This is a genomic window from Mesorhizobium sp. M0590, from assembly GCF_040320905.1.
GTDB lineage: Bacteria > Pseudomonadota > Alphaproteobacteria > Rhizobiales > Rhizobiaceae > Mesorhizobium.
Window position 1 is genome coordinate 107,139 of record NZ_JAMYQN010000001.1, and the last position, 15,953, is coordinate 123,091.

A 15,953-nucleotide genomic window follows, 5' to 3' on the forward strand; every position below is an offset into this window, starting at 1 on the left:
CCCCCAATATTCGGAAGATCGCCGTGCGGTCCGTGGAGGCCGCCACCGCCGGACTGAGCGGCACTTTTAACGGTTGGTGAACGCCTCGCGGATCGCCTCTTCCATGCCGTCGATGGCCTCGCCGGAAGCGTTCGGATTGCGCCGCAGCACCACGTTCGAGGAATCGATGTCGCCGAACCCGTCGGCGGCCGTAAGCTCGCGGCAGCCGGCCGGGATGTTGCTGCGCGAGATCGGCGCAATCGCCAACCCGGAGGTGACGGCGAGCCGCAGGCCGCCATTGGTATCGCTGGTGTAGGCGACACGATAGGCGAGACCGCGCTGTTCCAGCGACTTTATAGCGAAATCCTTGCACCAACCGGCACGGTTGTAGAGCGCGATCGGCACCGGCCGCTCCTCATGCATGTGATGCAGCTCCGACGTCACCCATACGGTCGGGTCATGCATCAGCACCTCACCGCCGGACAGATCCTGCCATTCGAACACCACCGCCAGATCGAGCTCGCCGGCAGCGAGCGCCGCGATCTGCGCACCGGAATGCGCGTAGCGGACGGTGATGTCGACCTGAGGATGGCGCTTGGCAAAGGCGCCGAGTGCCCGCGACAGGATCGCGTGGCCATATTCCTCCGGGATACCGATGCGCACCGGCCCGCCAAGCGGCGCCGCGACCATCGATGCCGCCGTCTCGTCGAGCAGTGAAACGATGCGCCTGGCGTTGGCTATGAGTTCGCCGCCGCGCTGCGTCAACGCTACACCGCGCGACCCGCGCTCGAACAGGCTGTCGCCGATCATGCCTTCGAGCCTCTTCATCTGCATCGAGACCGCCGACTGGGTGCGGCCGGCCCGCTCCGCCGCTTTGGTGAAATTGCCGGTGTCGGCGACCGCCACGAAGGTGCGCAACAGGTCGCTGTCGAGATTGGGTCGCATGTGCCCGCCATAAGAAAATCTGATTGCTGGCATCATTCCAATTCGTTTGCAACATGTCAAACGGCGGACGATAGTCGCCTTACCCATTGGATATGCGGCCGGGAAATCGGCTGCGGACCAATCAAAAGTCCTCACTCGTACCCGCTGCCCGAAACGGTGGCGGGTTCTTTTTACCCGGATGCAGGCCTGCTTTCGGCCGCGCACGCGGGAGACAGGAGCGCCTATGCAGAATCGGCTTGTGCTCGGCATCCTCAGCCTCTGTCTCGGCGTGCTGGTCTTTTCGCTGCAGGACCCGCTGGTCAAGGCGGTGTCGAGCCACTATCCGGTCACCGAGGTGATGGCGATCCGCTCGATCGTCGCCCTGCCGATCCTGGTTTTCCTTGTCCACGCCGATGTCGGATTCCAGGCGATCCTGTCGAAGCGGTTCGGCATGCTGACGATGCGCGCCTTCATCCAGTTCACCTCCTATACGGCCTACTACCTGGCAATCGCCGCCCTGCCGCTGGCTGACGCGGTGGCGCTCTATTTCATGGCGCCGCTGTTCATCATGGCGTTGGCCGGCCCCTATCTCGGCGAACGCGTGTCCTGGCAGGCGCTCGCCACCGTCCTGGTCGGCATGCTCGGCGTGCTGGTGATGGTGCGCCCGGGCGCCGGCTTGTTCGACTGGGCAGCGCTGCTGTCGCTAGGTTCGGCTCTGCTCTACGGTTTCTCGCAGCTGATGGCACGCAAGATCGGCGACACCGAATCCTCGACTGTCATGGCTTTCTATCAGAACGGCGCTTATCTGATCGGCGCCGCATTTGTGGCGGCATTGTTTTGGCTGGCAGGCATTGACCACGCCGTGCATCCGAGTCTCGAATTCCTCGTCCGGCCATGGGTCTGGCCGGCGACGCCGGATCTCCTCAAGATGGGGGCATGCGGCTTCGTTGCCTCGGCCGGCATGATCCTGTTGTCGCAGGCCTACCGGCTGGCGCCCGCCAACAGCGTCGCCACCTTCGAATACACCGGTATCATCTGGTCGCCGCTATGGGGTTTTCTGTTCTTTGCCGAAGTGCCGCGACCAGCGACGGCGGCGGGCGCAGCCCTCATCATCGGCGCCGGCCTGTTTGCGCTCAATGCCAGCCGGCGCCTGAGCGGCGCGCCAGCCATTACGGCGACCTGCGACCCTGCCTGAAGGCGGTCGGCCTTGGGCTTTAGGCGAAGCAGGCGAGCGCCTGTTCGACGCGGGCGCGGATTTCAGCCAGCGTGAACGGCTTTTGCACGACGTCGAGAATAATGCCGTCCAATTCCTCGGCGCGCTCGCGCTGGTCGGCATAGCCGGTCATCAGCATGATCTTCATCGCCGGGAACAGCGCTGCTGCCGCCTTGGCCATCTCGATGCCGTCTATTTCCGGCATGCGGATGTCGGACAGCACAAGGTCATAGCTCCCTTGCGCCGCCCGGATCAGAGAAAGGCCATGTGCGCCGTCGGCGGCAACAGTGACATTATGCCCGGCGCGTTCGAGCGCGCGAGCGGCGAGAGTGCGGACGGATTCATCGTCCTCGACGATCAGGAGCTTTGCCATGGGCAGGATATTTGGCGGGGAAAAGTTGATGTTTCCTGAAGGCGCCAAGGGTCGATGAGGCCTTTTCAGAATTCGCTCCGCCAAGTCAGATAGCGTGGTTTTCGAGAACCGGAGCGGAGCGGACGTTCGAGTCCGAGAGCACCGGAAGCGCAGAAAACTGCGTCAGGTGGCCGCCGGAGTAGAATTATCAAAAGGCCTCAAGCGTCGCCCTTGACGATGCCGACGAAGGGCAATTCGCGAAACGCGTGGGCGACGTCCATGCCATAACCGACGACGAAATAATCGGGGCAGTCGAAGCCGACATAGTCGGCGTTGAGCGTGGTCTGGCGGCGCATGCGCTTGTCGAGCAGCACGGCGATGGCACAGCTCCTCGCGCCGCGCGACAGCATGAGGTCGCGGGTGAAACTCAGCGTCTTGCCGGATTCCAGAATGTCATCGATCAAAAGCACATCGCGACCGGCGACCTCGTTGTCGATGTCGCGCAGCACCCTCACCTCACCGCTGGTCGTGCCGGCGCCATAGCTGGAGATGAAGATGAACTCGACCTCCGGCGACAGGCCGACATCGTGCATGGCACGGATAAGATCGGCGGCGAAGATGAACGATCCCTTCAGCACCGAGATTACCAGAAGGTCGTGGTAGTCGTGCCCGGCGATCTCCTTGGCAAGTTCCAGGTTCCGCCGCGCGATGGCGGACGCCGAAAACAGGACTTCGATGTCCTTGCCGCGCACAACTGGCATTGGCTGCCCTCCCACAATGATCGCCTTGTAGGCGAAGCCGACCGAAAACGGTCTTCAACCTGTTTCTAGGCATGTCGAGCCGGCTGGCAAGGCCAAATCTTTCGCAGGGCGCCCGCGAACGGTCGGATGTCCCAGAGCGTCGCGAATCGTTTATCTGGTGACCTGTTGATTTTCTGGCGCCGCTCTAACGAACCAGCGCATGGCCGCCCGAAATCCAGAAGGCGGCAAAGGCGGCACCGACGCCGACAATCCAGAAGATCGGCCCACCATGCACCCACAACGGCCGTTCGACGGCGGTTTCGGGCTTGCGCAACATGTCCATGCCTTCGATCGAAGGCATGGAAATCATGCGCGCAGGCGGCGGCGCAAAGTCTGGACGTGTAAAATGGCGGGGCAGCACCTCATAGTCGGCATCGATGACCTCGGCGGTCACGTCGCGCATGATGCGTTCCGGCTCGGCGGCCGGATCGGTCATGATTTCGCCGGAAACCGGGCGCGCGGTTCGATCCTCAGCCATCATGGCCCAACACTACCGCACCTGTTCGCTGTTCGTTTCTTTTGGGTAAACGGAAATGGTTAACGCTTCCCCACCGGAACCCCTGTGACTCGCTCGAAAAGCCCCCAAATTAACCGTCGGTTAACCATGCCGGCCGATGGTCTTTCCACAGAAGGGGCTGGCATCTTGCCGCCGAGAATTTCAGGTCGTCGAAAGTGATCCGCTTCGAAAATGTCGGCCTCCGCTATGGCATGGGTCCGGAGATTCTCCGCGACATCTCCTTGCACATTCCGGAGCGCTCCTTTCAGTTCCTGAGCGGACCTTCAGGCGCCGGCAAGACGACGTTGCTGCGGCTTTTGTTCATGTCGCTGAAGCCGACGCGCGGCCTGATCACCATTTTCGGCAAGGATCGCTCGCGCATCTCGCGTACCGAGTTGCCGCATCTGAGACGTCGCATCGGCGTGGTGTTCCAGGATTTTCGCCTGCTCGACCATATGACTACCTACGAGAACGTGGCCTTGCCGCTGCGCGTGCGCGGCCGCGAGGAGGCGACCTATCGCACCGACGTCACCGAGCTGCTGAAATGGGTCGGCCTCGGCGAGCGCATGCATGTGCTGCCGCCGGTGCTGTCTGGCGGCGAGAAGCAGCGCGCCGCCATCGCCCGGGCGTTGATCGAGCAGCCCGAGATCCTCCTCGCCGACGAGCCGACCGGCAATGTCGACCCGCCGCTGGCACGACGCTTGCTGCGGTTGTTCATCGAGCTCAACCGGCTGGGCACCGCCGTGGTGATCGCCACACACGACCTCGGCCTGATGGAACAGGTCGACGCACGGCGAATGATCCTGGCCGGCGGAAGGCTGGACATCTATGACTGAGCTCTCCGTCGAACATTTCGAGGGTCACGACGCCGCGGCGGCAAAGCCCCGCGTCCAGCGCAAAATGGCGCCGATCGTGCCGGCGCAGAACATCGCCGGCCGGGCGCTGGTGCTGGTCATCGCCATCATGACGTTTCTGTCCTGTCTGACGTTTGGCGCAGTCACGCTGGTGCGTGACACCGCCTCCGTCTGGGAGAACCAGATCTCGCGCGAGGCGACCATCCAGATCAAGCCGGTCGACGGCCTCGACATGGAGGCCGCACTTGCGCTGGCCTCGCAGATCGCCGGCGAATACCCTGGCGTGAAAAGCGCCCGGATCGTCGACCGCGAAGCGACGGCCCGGCTGCTCGAGCCTTGGCTGGGCTCGGGCCTGAACATCGATGAGCTGCCGGTGCCGCGCTTGATCATCATCACCATCGACGAGAATAGTCCGCCCGATTTCGCCGCACTGCGCGCGGCGATCACGCCGAAGCTGCCGAGTGCCTCGCTCGACGATCATCGCACCTGGGTCGACCGGCTGGTTGCCATGGCCCGCACCACGGTAACAATCGGTGTCGCAGTGCTGGCGCTGATGCTGTCGGCGACGGTACTGACCGTTGTGTTCGCAACGCGCGGCGCCATGGCCGGCAATGGTCACATCATCGAGGTGCTGCATTTTGTCGGCGCCGAGGCGCGCTTCATCGCGCGCGAATTCCGCCGGCATTTTCTGGTCACCGGCATGAAGGGCGCCGCGGCAGGCGGCGGCGCGGCGATCCTGGTCTTCATCGTCTTCTCCTGGTGGTCGTCACGCAACATGGCAACGCCGCAGGCCGACCAGGCGACCGCCCTGTTCGGCAATTTCGCCATCGGCTCGGCGGGTTATCTCGGGGTCGCTGTCATGGTGCTGGTGATCGGCGCGCTGACGGCGGCAACCTCCCATTTCACCGTGGTTACCTATCTCAGCGACATCGACATTCGCCAGCCGGACGCCGGCTAAAGGAAAGATCGATCACGGATGAAAACGCATCGTCACGAAAATTGCATTTTTTTCCTACCAAAGGCCGTATTTCGGGATTAACCATTTCATGATGGACGTTCGGGACTCGACCGATACCGCTGGATGCATGCCAGTGCTGGTTGCGCGCCCGCCTGTATTCGCCGAGCCTGATGAATTTGCCAAGCCGGGTCAGTTCGCCAAACATGGGCGGCTGCTGGCAGCCCGCTCCTTGCGCATCTCGGCTCTCCTTCTGCTCGCCTTTATGGCGCTGTTTGTCGCCGGCTTCGGCTGGTTCGCCAATACCGTCAGCCGCCTGACTACGCCCGCCAATCCGGCAAGGGCCGACGCTATCATCGTGCTGACCGGCGGCCAGTCGCGCCTCGACGCTGCGATGGGCCTGCTTGCGTTAGGCAAGGGCGAGCGGCTGCTGATCAGCGGCGTCCATCCCTCCGCCAGCCGCCGCCAGCTTCAGGCCGCGACCGGCGGCGACAAGAGGCTGTTTTCCTGCTGCGTCGACATCGACCGCGCCGCGCTCGACACGATCGGCAATGCCGAGGAAAGTGCCAAATGGGTCGAGGACCATGCCTACGGCACGGTCATTCTCGTCACCAACAATTATCACATGCCGCGCAGCCTGCTGGAAATGGGCCGGCTGCTGCACGGCGCCAGGCTCGAACCCTATCCGGTGGTCAACACCAACCTCGAGAATGGCGGCTGGCTGACCAAGCCAGAAGCGCTGCGCGTGCTGTTCACCGAATATAACAAATACCTGCTGGCGCTGGCGCGCGGCATCATGCCGGTGAAGCAATCGCCCAACGGCGTCACGCTGGCCGACGCCGCGGGCGGAAACTGAACGGCACCGGCACTTTTATTCCCTAGCTGCTGCACCCGAGCGCAAGCGTGCGATCTCCTGTTCGAGCCGTTCGATGCGCTTGTCGCGTTCGCCCAGCGCCGCCGCCACGTCGGCCGCTTCGAAACGCTGCGGGATGTGCTGCGAGCAATTTGAATCCCAAGCCGAAACCGTAAACAGGATGACCTGCTCGGGTCGCGCCTTATAGTCTTGCGGCATCAGCTTTGCCGTCAGCTCGGCATCGCCCTCGACGACTTGCGCTTTGCCCCAGATCTTGATGCGCTGCCGGTGCGCATAATCGATCAGGAATAGGAAAGCCTGTGGGTTGTCGCTGAGGTTGCCCTGGGTGATGAACTGCCTGTTGCCGGAAAAATCGGCAAAGCCGATCGTCCGTTCGTCGAGCACCTTGAGGAAACCGGCAGGCCCGCCGCGATGCTGGATGTAAGGCTGCCCGTCCGCATTGGCGGTCGACAGAAAGACGCTGGTCTGCGCCTCGATGAAGGCGGCGAGATCGGGCGTGATTGCCGCCTGCCAGCCGCCACGCTCCTCGACACGGGCATAGGCCTGGCGCGAGCCCTTGCGCGCCTGAATCGCCTTCACCGTCGGGGTGAAAGCAACATCGCTGGTGTGAGCGTTCATGGAAGCCTCCTCAAGCGCCGAGCTGCGCTGCATTGCTAGTCAGGAAATAGGTCCTTCCATCTTCGAGATGCAGATGCCATATCTGCAATCTATCCTTCCGTTTTTCGGGAGGGCAACTTTTCGGGAGAGCTATGGATCGCCTCCAGTCCATGTCGCTTTTCGTTGCCGCGGCAGAGACAGGCAGCCTCTCGGCTGCCGGGCGCCGCTTCGGCATTCCGCTGACGACGGTCAGCCGCAAGGTTTCGGACCTGGAAAAGCACCTGAAGACACGGCTGTTGAACCGCTCGGCGCGGCAGCTGTCGCTGACCGATGCAGGCCACGCCTATCTCGCCGCCTGTCGTCGCATTCTCGATGAGGTCGGCGAGGCCGAGCGAATAGCCGCCGGCGAATACAATGCCCCGACCGGCGAACTGATCATCACTGCGCCGATCGTCTTCGGCCGCCTGCATGTGCTGCCGGTCGTCACCAGCTTCCTCTCCGTCTATCCTGAGGTAGGTGTGCGGCTGACACTCGCCGACCGGATAACCCAGTTGGTCGAAGAGCACATCGACCTCGCCATCCGCATCGGCGAGCTTGCCGATTCGAGCCTGATCGCCACCCGCCTGGGTTCAATCCGCCGCGTCGTTTGCGCGAGCCCGGCCTATCTCGCCGAGCACGGCACGCCGAAAACGCCGCAAGAGCTTGCGGCGCACAGTGCCATCACCTTTGAAGGGCTCACCGCTGCCAGTTGGACCTTCGCCACCGGCAAGGCCGAATTCGCCGTGCCGGTCCGCTCCAGGCTACGGGTCAACACCGCTGAGGCAGCAATCGATGCAGCGATTGCCGGCGTCGGCGTGACGAGGCTGCTTTCCTACCAGATCGCCGCCGCGGTTCGGTCGGGTACGCTGCGCCCGGTGCTGCAAGAGTTTGAGCCAGACCCATGGCCGGTGAGCCTCGTCCATGCCGGCCAGGGGCTACTGCCGGTGAAGCTGCGCGCATTCCTCGACTTCGCCGCCCCGCGCCTGAGACAGCGCCTGCTGCAGGCGGCGTGGCAAACGTGACGAAGACGGCCCATCGCAAAACCGGAACCGATCGCCCGCCTCGCAGCGTTTCCTTTTTGCCGGCGCTTGGTGTAACCAACGCACACCTCCTCACCGGGCACATGCTGTATGCTGTATTTCCGCTCGCTGGCGTTCAATCTCGCCTTCTACCTCAATTTGATCGTCCAGATGATCCTCTGGACCCCGTATTATTTCCTGTCGCCACGCCATCGCGCCTGGTTCGTGCCGAAATTCTGGTCGCGCACCAGCATGTGGCTCTACGACAAGATCGCCGGCACCAGAAGTGAGATCACCGGCCAGGAAAACCTGCCTGAAGGCTCCTTCATCCTGGCGCCGAAGCACCAGTCCTTCTGGGACACGATCGCTTTCCTGCCGTATCTCGACGATCCCGTTTACATATTGAAACGGGAGCTGACCTGGATCCCGTTCTTCGGCTGGTACATTTTGAAGATGCGGATGATTCCTGTCGACCGCGGCAGCCGCTCGAAGGCATTGAAGACGGTGATCGCCGCGACCAAACAGGAATTGGCGCGCAATCCGCGCCAGCTGATCATCTATCCCGAGGGCACCCGCCGGGCGCCGGGCGACGAACCGGTCTACAAATACGGCATCGTCGAACTCTACGCGCAACTTGGCATTCCGGTGGTGCCGGTCGCTCACGTCGCCGGCCTCTATTGGCCGCGCCGCAAGTTCCTGCGCTATCCCGGCACGATCAAGGCGCGCTTCCTGCCACCGATCCCGCCCGGCCTCGGCAAGGACGAATTTATGCAACGGCTGATCGGCGAGACGGAGGCCGCCTGCGACCAGCTTCTCGTCGAGGCGGCGCAGACGCCGAACCCGCCGCCGATGCCGCCGACGGCAATGAAACGGCTTGGTGAGCTGGATGCGAAACCTGAATTGAAAGGCTGAAACAACGGCCTCAGATGCCACAAAGACTTATGGCAGGGCAGCCAGCGCGGCCGTCGCAACCAGCGTCACGGCAAACACCAGATTGATGATCCGCGACGCCAAGGGTTTGCGCAACAAACGTGCAAAAGCCGCGCCGGCGAGAAGCCACAAGAGATGAATGGCAACAATCATCAACGCGAGGACCGCCAGCTTGGCTGAAATAGCAAGACCGCCGGTGCCGGAAGACGCGCCGGCAAACACGGCGGCAATCGCCACATAGGCTTTCGGATTGGCAACGGCCAGAAGGAACCCGCCCAGGAAAGTGGGAAGCGCCGCCCCACCAATGCGTGCCGCCAGTGGCGGCGCCGTCGCTATCTTGAACGCCAGATAGAGGATGTAGGCTGCTGACGCGACCGCCAACAGCGCTGCGAGCTTCGGCAGCGCGGTGAGAACGGCCATGATGCCCGTCGCCACCACCAAAAGCACGAGGACCGTCCCGACAACGATTCCCGAGGCATAACGGAGCGAATCGCGCAGGCCGAATGCGGCGCCGATCGCGGTGACGCTTATCGTCGCCGGCCCCGGGCTGCCCATAACGATGGCCGATGCCAGCACAAGCGCCAGCAATTGCTGCCATAGCTGCTGATCGAGAAGACCCTGTCCGGCCATGCGGCGTCCCTGCATCCTGCGACGATGCAGGGACGGTAGGGCAAGGCAGCGGCGCCGGTCTTGAACGATCGTGCGCGGCTATGCGCTGGCCTTGTCGAGCTCGGCGATATCGTCCGGGCTGAGCTGCAACGACGCGGCACGCACCAGGCTGTCGAGCTGGTCGAGCGTCGTCGCGCTGGCGATCGGAGCGGTAACGCCGGGCCGTGCCATGACCCAGGCAAGCGCCACTTCCGCTGGCTTGGCCGAATGTCTGGCTGAAACGGCATCGAGCGCTGAGAGAATGCGCATGCCGCGGGTGTTGAGATAGCCTTTCACACCGCCACCGCGCGGGCTTTTGCCGAGGTCGGCCTCGCTGCGGTACTTGCCGCTCAGAAACCCCTTGGCGAGGCTGAAATAGGTGATGACGCCGATGTCCTCGGCCGCGCACAGATCGCGCAGCGGACCATCGAAGGACGAGCGGTCGTAAAGGTTGTATTCCGGCTGCAGCACCTCGTAGCGCGGCAGGCCGCGCAGGCTTGCTACGTCGAGTGCGGCCCGCAACTGGGCGGCGTCGAGGTTGGAAGCGCCGGCATAACGGATTTTGCCCTTGTCGAGCAGTTTCTGGTAGGCGCCGAGCGTTTCCTCATAGGGAGTGGCCGGATCAGGCCAGTGCGACAGATAGAGATCGATTGTATCGACCTGCAGCCGCTTCAGCGTGGCGTCGATGGCCTTTTCGATGTAGGCGGCGGACAGATCCCTCTTGCCCTGCCCCATATCCGAACCGACCTTGGTGATAACGACAACCTTGTCGCGGTTGCCGCGGCTTTTCATCCATTTGCCGATAATGGTTTCGGATTCGCCGCCCTCGTGGCCGGGAATCCAGCGCGAATAGGAATCGGCCGTGTCGATGGCGTTGAGGCCAGCGTCGACAAAGCGGTCGAGCAAGTCGAACGAGGTTTTCTCATCGGCGGTCCAGCCGAACACATTGCCGCCCAGAACCAATGGCGCGATGGATAGGTCGGTGCGACCGAGACGACGTTTCTGCAAGGCTGATCTCCATGGTGATTCATGCTGGGGCGGGTGGGAGCCGCCGACCGAGCTAACCTATGTCGCACCGTGGCAACGTCAAACGCATAGCCTCTTTTCCAGCCCGCCGGCGCTTCACAAAACCGCGACCCGCCGCGCCGTGTCGGGCTTCAAGACGCTGTCCCGAATTTCCAAACCAATACCCACTGAGGAAACAATCTGGCAAGTTTAGCACATAGATTGTCAAATCTGCCAATTCAGACCTTTGCCGGCCGGCCATAGGTTCCGCGGCGCCGACGCAAATCTCGGCACGGCCTGGCCAAGCCCGGACTGTTTGCCCCGGATCGTTTGTTGTGGAGACCGGAATGAAAGCAATTGTATTTGACGCCATCGGCTCGCCGCGCGACGTGCTCTATGTGGACGACCTGCCGATGCCGCGGATCGGCGACGGCGAGGTGCTGGTCAGGATGGTCTCGGCCTCGATCAATCCGGGCGACTTCCTGTTTATCCAGAACCTCTATCCCGAACCGAAAAAGCCGCATTTTCCCCGGCAGATCGCCGGAAACCATGGCGCCGGCATCGTCGAAGCCGTTGGCGCGGACGTTTTGCTGGAACCGGGGACGCTTGTCGCATTCAGCTATTATGGCAGTTGGGCCGAGTACGCGGCCATTCCCGCCGAATGGCTGATCCCGTTGCCTGCCGGCTATCCGGTCGAACGCGCCGGGCAGATGGTGAACCCCATTACCGCGTGGGATCTGCTGGTGGATTCCCGTGTGCGGCCTGGCCAGTGGCTGGCTGTCACGGCCGGCTATTCGTCAATTTCGACAATGGTGATGCAGTTCGCCCAACGACGAGGTATCAACGTCATCGCGCTGGTGCGGCGCTCGCACCAAAGCTTCGACCTGAAGACGCTTGGCGCCGCCGCCATTCTTGACCTTTCGGACTTGAAGACAAGTATCCGGGAAGCGGTGATGGATATCACCGGTGGCGCCGGATTGAACGGGATTATCGACAATGTCGGCGGACCTGTCAGCGGCGAATTGATCCGCACCCTGGCGCTCGGCGGGCAGATGGTCATCAATGGCGGCATGAGTGCCGAGCGCTTCGAACTGCACAATTTCGATGTGTTGCTGAGCGGCGTCGAGATCAGGGCGAATATCTATCGCTATTTCTTTTCGCCGCCGGTCGAAGCCGACCGGCCTGTGCTACGCGAGATCATCGACATCTTCGGCCAGCCCGGCTTCCACGTTCCTGTCGGCGGTCTCCACCCGCTGACCGAGTTCAAGCTTGCCGTGGCAAACAGCCTGGATCGCGCCGATCTTGGCAAACAGATTTTCAGGATGTAGCCCGCTCACGACACCGAAGCTACGTCGCGACCCGTCTTGTCACGTCTTCCAGCCAGTGGTCGCTTATACCCAGTGCTTCGAGGTGCTCCAGCGTGCTGAGCACGTAATCCTCATTCCTCCCCGACTGGCCGACGGCGCCGCGGACGACGGCCGCCGCCTCGGCAGCGTCGAGCGCACCGGCATATTGCTCATGGCTGCGGTCCACGACATAGGCGACGGCGTCGACCGTCTCGCCCCCATCCGTTTTACCCTTGTCGAGGCGAACGCTGAGCACACGTTCGAGATAGACGTTGGTGACCAGCTCGCGTTCGCGCAGATAGGTAATGACCTCGTTGCGCAGCTCGCCTGGAACCCGGAACGCGAGCCCGATGCAGGAGCCGCCGCGGTCGAGGCCGAGCACCAGGCCCGGCCGTTCGCGCGTGCCGCGATGCACGAAAGAATAGACGCACAGCGAACGGCGGTAGCCATGCAGGCGGGCGCGCCGCGTCTCGACATGCGCGAATCCCGGTCGCCAGATCAGTGAGCCGTAGCCAAAAACCCAAAAATCGCCCATATCGCCAAGCCTGATTGTGACGAACCACCCACCGGTGGTGTTTCAGTCCGTCTACCTGTTGTTGCCGCAAGCGACAGCCCGCCCGTGCCACCCGCGTTAACGAAAGCCGCAGCATGACGTCAAGTGACGAGCGCCCGCCGCCCAGCCAACGTCGCCGCCTGTTGTGGCTTGCCGCTTTCATTCTCGTGCTGTTCGGCATCTACAGCGCGGGCTGGTTCTACCTGGCGGACCTGGTCGAGAGCGCGACCGACAAGGCGGTCGCCGATCTCGACGACAAAGGCATCAGGGCCGACTGCGCCAATCTCGCGATCAGCGGCTATCCCTTCAGCTTCACCCTTTCCTGCGATAGCCTGGCTTACGAGGACGACAGCCGCAACGTCGCGGCATCGACAGGCAAGATCAACGCCGCCACGCAGATCACCCGGCTTTTGTCGCCTGCCGCCGAGCTCAGGGGGCCGCTCAGGACCTCTGTTCCCGGCATGACCCCGCTCTGGATCGACTGGGATGATCTGCGGGCCGACATGAAGCTGTCCTGGCCGCTGCCGAGACGCCTCTCGCTGCAGGCAGAAGGCCTGTCCGGCCAGACCGATCCGGCAGACGACACCGATCCCGTCTCGCTGTTCAGCGCCGGAACCGCCACCGGACAATTGCGCCCAAACGGCCCGGACATCGACTATACCGGCAATTTCACCGATCTCGAAATCGACGCGGCGGCCATCGACGGGCGCGTCTTGCCGCCGCTCGACGGCAGCGGCGACGTGACGCTGAAGAACGGCGTGACGCTGATCAAGGCAAATCCGAAGAGCCTGCGCGGCCAGGCGGCCGAAATCCACGAGCTCGATCTGTCGTCCGGAACTGCGCGCATCACCGTTTCCGGACCGCTGTCGGTCGATGACGATGGTCTCATAAATGCCGACCTGACGATCAGGCTCAATGATCCGAAGGCCGTGGCGGCAATCCTCGCCACCGCCATCCCCGAGCAGAAGAAAGAGATCCAAACCGGCTTTGCCGGACTGGCGCTGCTCGGCAACCAGCCGTCGATGCCGCTGAAGATCGTCAGGGGCAAGGCCTCGCTCGGCTTCATCCCGCTCGGCAAGATCAAGCCGCTCGACTAGAGCAATTCCAGGAAAAGTGTGAAACGGTTTTCCGTCCGGAATTGCGCAAAAACAAAGAGATAGAGCGGTTCGGCGTTTCTGTGAAACGATGAACCGCTCTAAGCCGAGCCGGCCTGCGATCGGCCTGCCGCGGCTTATCCCTTCGGCGGGTGTTCGACTGCCTGGCGGCCGAAATCCGGTACGTCGATATCCTGGCCGGCCTCGATGATCGAGCGGCGGACGGCGCGGGTGCGGGTGAACAGGTCGAACAGTTTTTCGCCGTCGCCCCAGCGGATCGCCCGCTGCAGCGAGGACAGATCCTCGGAAAACCGCGCCAGCATTTCGAGAATGGCGTCCTTGTTGTGCAGGCAGACGTCGCGCCACATGGTCGGGTCCGACGCCGCGAGACGGGTGAAGTCGCGAAAGCCGGAAGCCGAGTATTTGATGACCTCGGACTTGGTCACCGACTCCAGATCGTCGGCGGTACCGACGATGTTGTAAGCGATGATATGCGGCAGGTGCGAAACGATGGCCAGCGTCATGTCGTGATGCTGCGGGTCCATCGTGTCGATGTTGGAGCCGCAGCGGCGCCAGAATTCCGAGAGCTTTTCCAGTGCCGCGGGATCGGTGCCGGGCAGCGGCGTGAAAATGCACCAGCGGTTCTCGAACAGTTCGGCAAAACCGGCGTCCGGTCCCGATTTTTCGGTGCCGGCCAAAGGATGGCCGGGGATGAAGTGCACGCCATCAGGCACGTGCGGCTGCATCTGCGCGATCACCGACGCCTTGGTCGAGCCAACATCGGTGAGGATGGCGCCCTTCTTCAGCGCCGGCGCGATCTCTGCGGCGACCGTGCCTGAAGAGCCGACCGGCACCGAAACGATAACCAGATCAGCATCGCGAACCGCCTCTTTCGCATCCGGCGTATAGGTGTCGCCAAGGCCGAGTTGGCTCGCGCGTGCCAGCGTCGCGTCGCTGCGCGTCGAAATCGCGACTTGGCCGGCGAGTCCCTCGCGGCGGATGACGCGGGCCAGCGACGAGCCGATCAGGCCGATGCCGACCAGCGCGATCTTTTCGAACATCGGTGAGGTCATGGTGTTCTAGCTTTTCAGGAATGTCGCGAGTGCTGCGACAACGCCGCGATTGGCCTCTTCGGTGCCGATGCTCATGCGCAGCGCGTTCGGAAAACCGTAGCCGGAAACGCGCCGCAATATGTAGCCGCGCGCACTGAGGTAGTCGTCGGCGGCCGCCGCCGAATGCTTTTTGTCCTCGGGAAAGTGGATGAGGATGAAATTGCCGACGCTCGGCGTCACCCGCAGCCCGAGCCCGCTTAGTTGCTCGCTCAGCCAGGCTAGCCAGGTCTCGTTGTGCGCGACGCTGCGTTGGATATGGGCGCGGTCGTGGATCGCCGCGATGCCGGCCTCGATCGCCGTCGCATTGACGTTGAAAGGCCCGCGCACGCGGTTGATCGCGTCGATGACGTGCATTGGCGCATACATCCAGCCGATCCGCGCCCCGCCCAGGCCCAATTTGGAGAAAGTGCGGGTCATGACCACGTTTTCCGCGCTGCCCACCAACTCGACGCCGGCTTCATAATCGTTTCGCCGGACATATTCGGCGTAAGCTGCATCCAGCACCAGAAGCACGTTTCGCGGCAGGCCGGCATGCAGGCGGCGCACCTCCTGGAACGGCACGTAGGTGCCGGTTGGATTGTTTGGATTGGCAAGGAAGATGATCCGGGTAGCCGGCGTCACCGCGGCGAGGATCGCATTGATGTCGGCGCGTTCATCGGTCTCCTTGACCGTTACCGGGACGGCACCGGCCGACTGTATGTAGATCTTGTAGACCATGAAGCCGTGTTCGGTGATGATGGCTTCGTCGCCGGGTGCGAGATAGGTCTGCGCCAGCAGGCCCAGAATCTCGTCGGAGCCGTTGGAGCAGACGATGTTCGCCGGGTTGAGCCCGTGCACCTCGGCGATCGCTTCCCTCAGGCGCCTGGCGCTGCCGTCGGGATAGACCGCGAGCTTGTCGGCGACCGCGCGCGCGGCCTCTATCGCCTTTGGCGAAGGACCGAGCGGGTTCTCGTTCGCCGACAATTTATGGACCTTGGCGACACCTTCAGGCGCCGCGCTCTTGCCGGGCACATAGGCTTCGATGTCCATGATGCCGGCGCGGGGCCTTGGACGTGTCTGATCCGGTGTCTGGCTCATTTCATGAAATCCGTCGAGAGTGCCTCCATCCGGAGGCCGCAGCGGAAATACAAGCCGTGGCCCGGAATGTCGAGGGGCGGCAATTC

18 protein-coding genes are annotated in these 15,953 nt (G+C 62.9%); 8 read left to right on the forward strand and 10 right to left on the reverse strand.

All coding sequences use genetic code 11. The features are described from left to right. Positions 1-66: 66 nt before the first annotated feature. Positions 67-924 (reverse strand): LysR substrate-binding domain-containing protein, encoded by an 858-nt coding sequence (locus NKI52_RS00515; protein WP_023677927.1) that lies wholly within the window; start codon positions 922-924, stop codon positions 67-69. Positions 925-1,147: 223 nt separating this feature from the next. On the opposite strand from NKI52_RS00515, the gene NKI52_RS00520 reads away from it, so the two are divergent. Further along, on the forward strand, positions 1,148-2,098 hold the full coding sequence (locus NKI52_RS00520) for a DMT family transporter (protein ID WP_352696777.1): 951 nt from the start codon (positions 1,148-1,150) through the stop codon (positions 2,096-2,098). A gap of 19 nt (positions 2,099-2,117) precedes the next feature. Here NKI52_RS00520 and NKI52_RS00525 read toward each other — a convergent pair whose 3' ends face one another. The 3 genes from NKI52_RS00525 to NKI52_RS00535 all read right to left on the reverse strand — a co-directional run bounded on the left by NKI52_RS00525 (position 2,118) and on the right by NKI52_RS00535 (position 3,704). Continuing rightward, complete coding sequence (locus tag NKI52_RS00525) at positions 2,118-2,489, reverse strand: response regulator (RefSeq protein WP_023677925.1); 372 nt, start codon at positions 2,487-2,489, stop codon at positions 2,118-2,120. Between the two features lie 197 nt (positions 2,490-2,686). Further along, complete coding sequence (hpt, locus tag NKI52_RS00530) at positions 2,687-3,229, reverse strand: hypoxanthine phosphoribosyltransferase (RefSeq protein ID WP_254816654.1); 543 nt, start codon at positions 3,227-3,229, stop codon at positions 2,687-2,689. Positions 3,230-3,413: 184 nt separating this feature from the next. After that, positions 3,414-3,704, reverse strand: coding sequence for a hypothetical protein (locus NKI52_RS00535; protein ID WP_352456694.1), 291 nt, complete (start codon positions 3,702-3,704; stop codon positions 3,414-3,416). 236 nt (positions 3,705-3,940) lie between these two features. Between NKI52_RS00535 and ftsE the strand changes: the two genes are divergently transcribed. The 3 genes from ftsE (at position 3,941) to NKI52_RS00550 (ending at position 6,429) form a co-directional block, all read left to right on the forward strand. Continuing rightward, entirely contained in the window at positions 3,941-4,600 is a 660-nt protein-coding gene (ftsE, locus tag NKI52_RS00540; RefSeq protein WP_023677923.1) for a cell division ATP-binding protein FtsE, read from the forward strand. Then, positions 4,593-5,576, forward strand: a complete 984-nt coding sequence (locus NKI52_RS00545) for a cell division protein FtsX (RefSeq protein WP_352456695.1) — start codon at positions 4,593-4,595, stop codon at positions 5,574-5,576. Before ftsE ends, NKI52_RS00545 begins: the two co-directional genes overlap by 8 nt. 88 nt (positions 5,577-5,664) lie before the next feature. Next, the gene (locus NKI52_RS00550) at positions 5,665-6,429 is read left to right on the forward strand and encodes a YdcF family protein (RefSeq protein WP_352696779.1); all 765 of its coding nucleotides are present in this window, start codon (positions 5,665-5,667) and stop codon (positions 6,427-6,429) included. 15 nt (positions 6,430-6,444) lie between these two features. On the opposite strand, the gene NKI52_RS00555 is transcribed toward NKI52_RS00550, so the two are convergent. Further along, entirely contained in the window at positions 6,445-7,065 is a 621-nt protein-coding gene (locus NKI52_RS00555; RefSeq protein ID WP_352570568.1) for a pyridoxamine 5'-phosphate oxidase family protein, read from the reverse strand. A gap of 131 nt (positions 7,066-7,196) precedes the next feature. Here NKI52_RS00555 and NKI52_RS00560 point away from each other — a divergent pair, with 131 nt between their 5' ends. Continuing rightward, positions 7,197-8,105, forward strand: a complete 909-nt coding sequence (locus tag NKI52_RS00560; protein WP_023677919.1) for a LysR family transcriptional regulator — start codon at positions 7,197-7,199, stop codon at positions 8,103-8,105. A 108-nt stretch (positions 8,106-8,213) separates the two neighbouring features. Continuing rightward, complete coding sequence (locus tag NKI52_RS00565) at positions 8,214-9,014, forward strand: lysophospholipid acyltransferase family protein (protein WP_352456697.1); 801 nt, start codon at positions 8,214-8,216, stop codon at positions 9,012-9,014. A gap of 27 nt (positions 9,015-9,041) precedes the next feature. On the opposite strand, the gene NKI52_RS00570 is transcribed toward NKI52_RS00565, so the two are convergent. Together NKI52_RS00570 and NKI52_RS00575 are read right to left on the reverse strand one after the other, a co-directional pair. Continuing rightward, on the reverse strand, positions 9,042-9,662 hold the full coding sequence (locus tag NKI52_RS00570) for a LysE family transporter (protein ID WP_352456698.1): 621 nt from the start codon (positions 9,660-9,662) through the stop codon (positions 9,042-9,044). Positions 9,663-9,740: 78 nt separating this feature from the next. Beyond that, entirely contained in the window at positions 9,741-10,688 is a 948-nt protein-coding gene (locus tag NKI52_RS00575) for an aldo/keto reductase (protein ID WP_352634041.1), read from the reverse strand. Positions 10,689-11,032: 344 nt separating this feature from the next. Between NKI52_RS00575 and NKI52_RS00580 the strand changes: the two genes are divergently transcribed. Further along, positions 11,033-12,013, forward strand: a complete 981-nt coding sequence (locus tag NKI52_RS00580) for a quinone oxidoreductase family protein (protein ID WP_352696782.1) — start codon at positions 11,033-11,035, stop codon at positions 12,011-12,013. 19 nt (positions 12,014-12,032) lie between these two features. Here the strand turns inward: NKI52_RS00580 and NKI52_RS00585 are convergent, their stop codons facing one another. Continuing rightward, complete coding sequence (locus NKI52_RS00585; RefSeq protein ID WP_023677914.1) at positions 12,033-12,566, reverse strand: gamma-glutamylcyclotransferase; 534 nt, start codon at positions 12,564-12,566, stop codon at positions 12,033-12,035. Positions 12,567-12,679: 113 nt separating this feature from the next. Between NKI52_RS00585 and NKI52_RS00590 the strand changes: the two genes are divergently transcribed. Continuing rightward, complete coding sequence (locus NKI52_RS00590) at positions 12,680-13,681, forward strand: DUF2125 domain-containing protein (RefSeq protein ID WP_023677913.1); 1,002 nt, start codon at positions 12,680-12,682, stop codon at positions 13,679-13,681. Between the two features lie 134 nt (positions 13,682-13,815). Here NKI52_RS00590 and NKI52_RS00595 read toward each other — a convergent pair whose 3' ends face one another. Then, a complete protein-coding gene (locus NKI52_RS00595; RefSeq protein WP_352696784.1) occupies positions 13,816-14,751 on the reverse strand; it encodes a prephenate/arogenate dehydrogenase family protein in 936 nt (311 codons plus the stop codon). 6 nt (positions 14,752-14,757) lie between these two features. After that, entirely contained in the window at positions 14,758-15,867 is a 1,110-nt protein-coding gene (gene hisC / locus NKI52_RS00600; protein WP_352696786.1) for a histidinol-phosphate transaminase, read from the reverse strand. Positions 15,868-15,953: the final 86 nt, after the last annotated feature.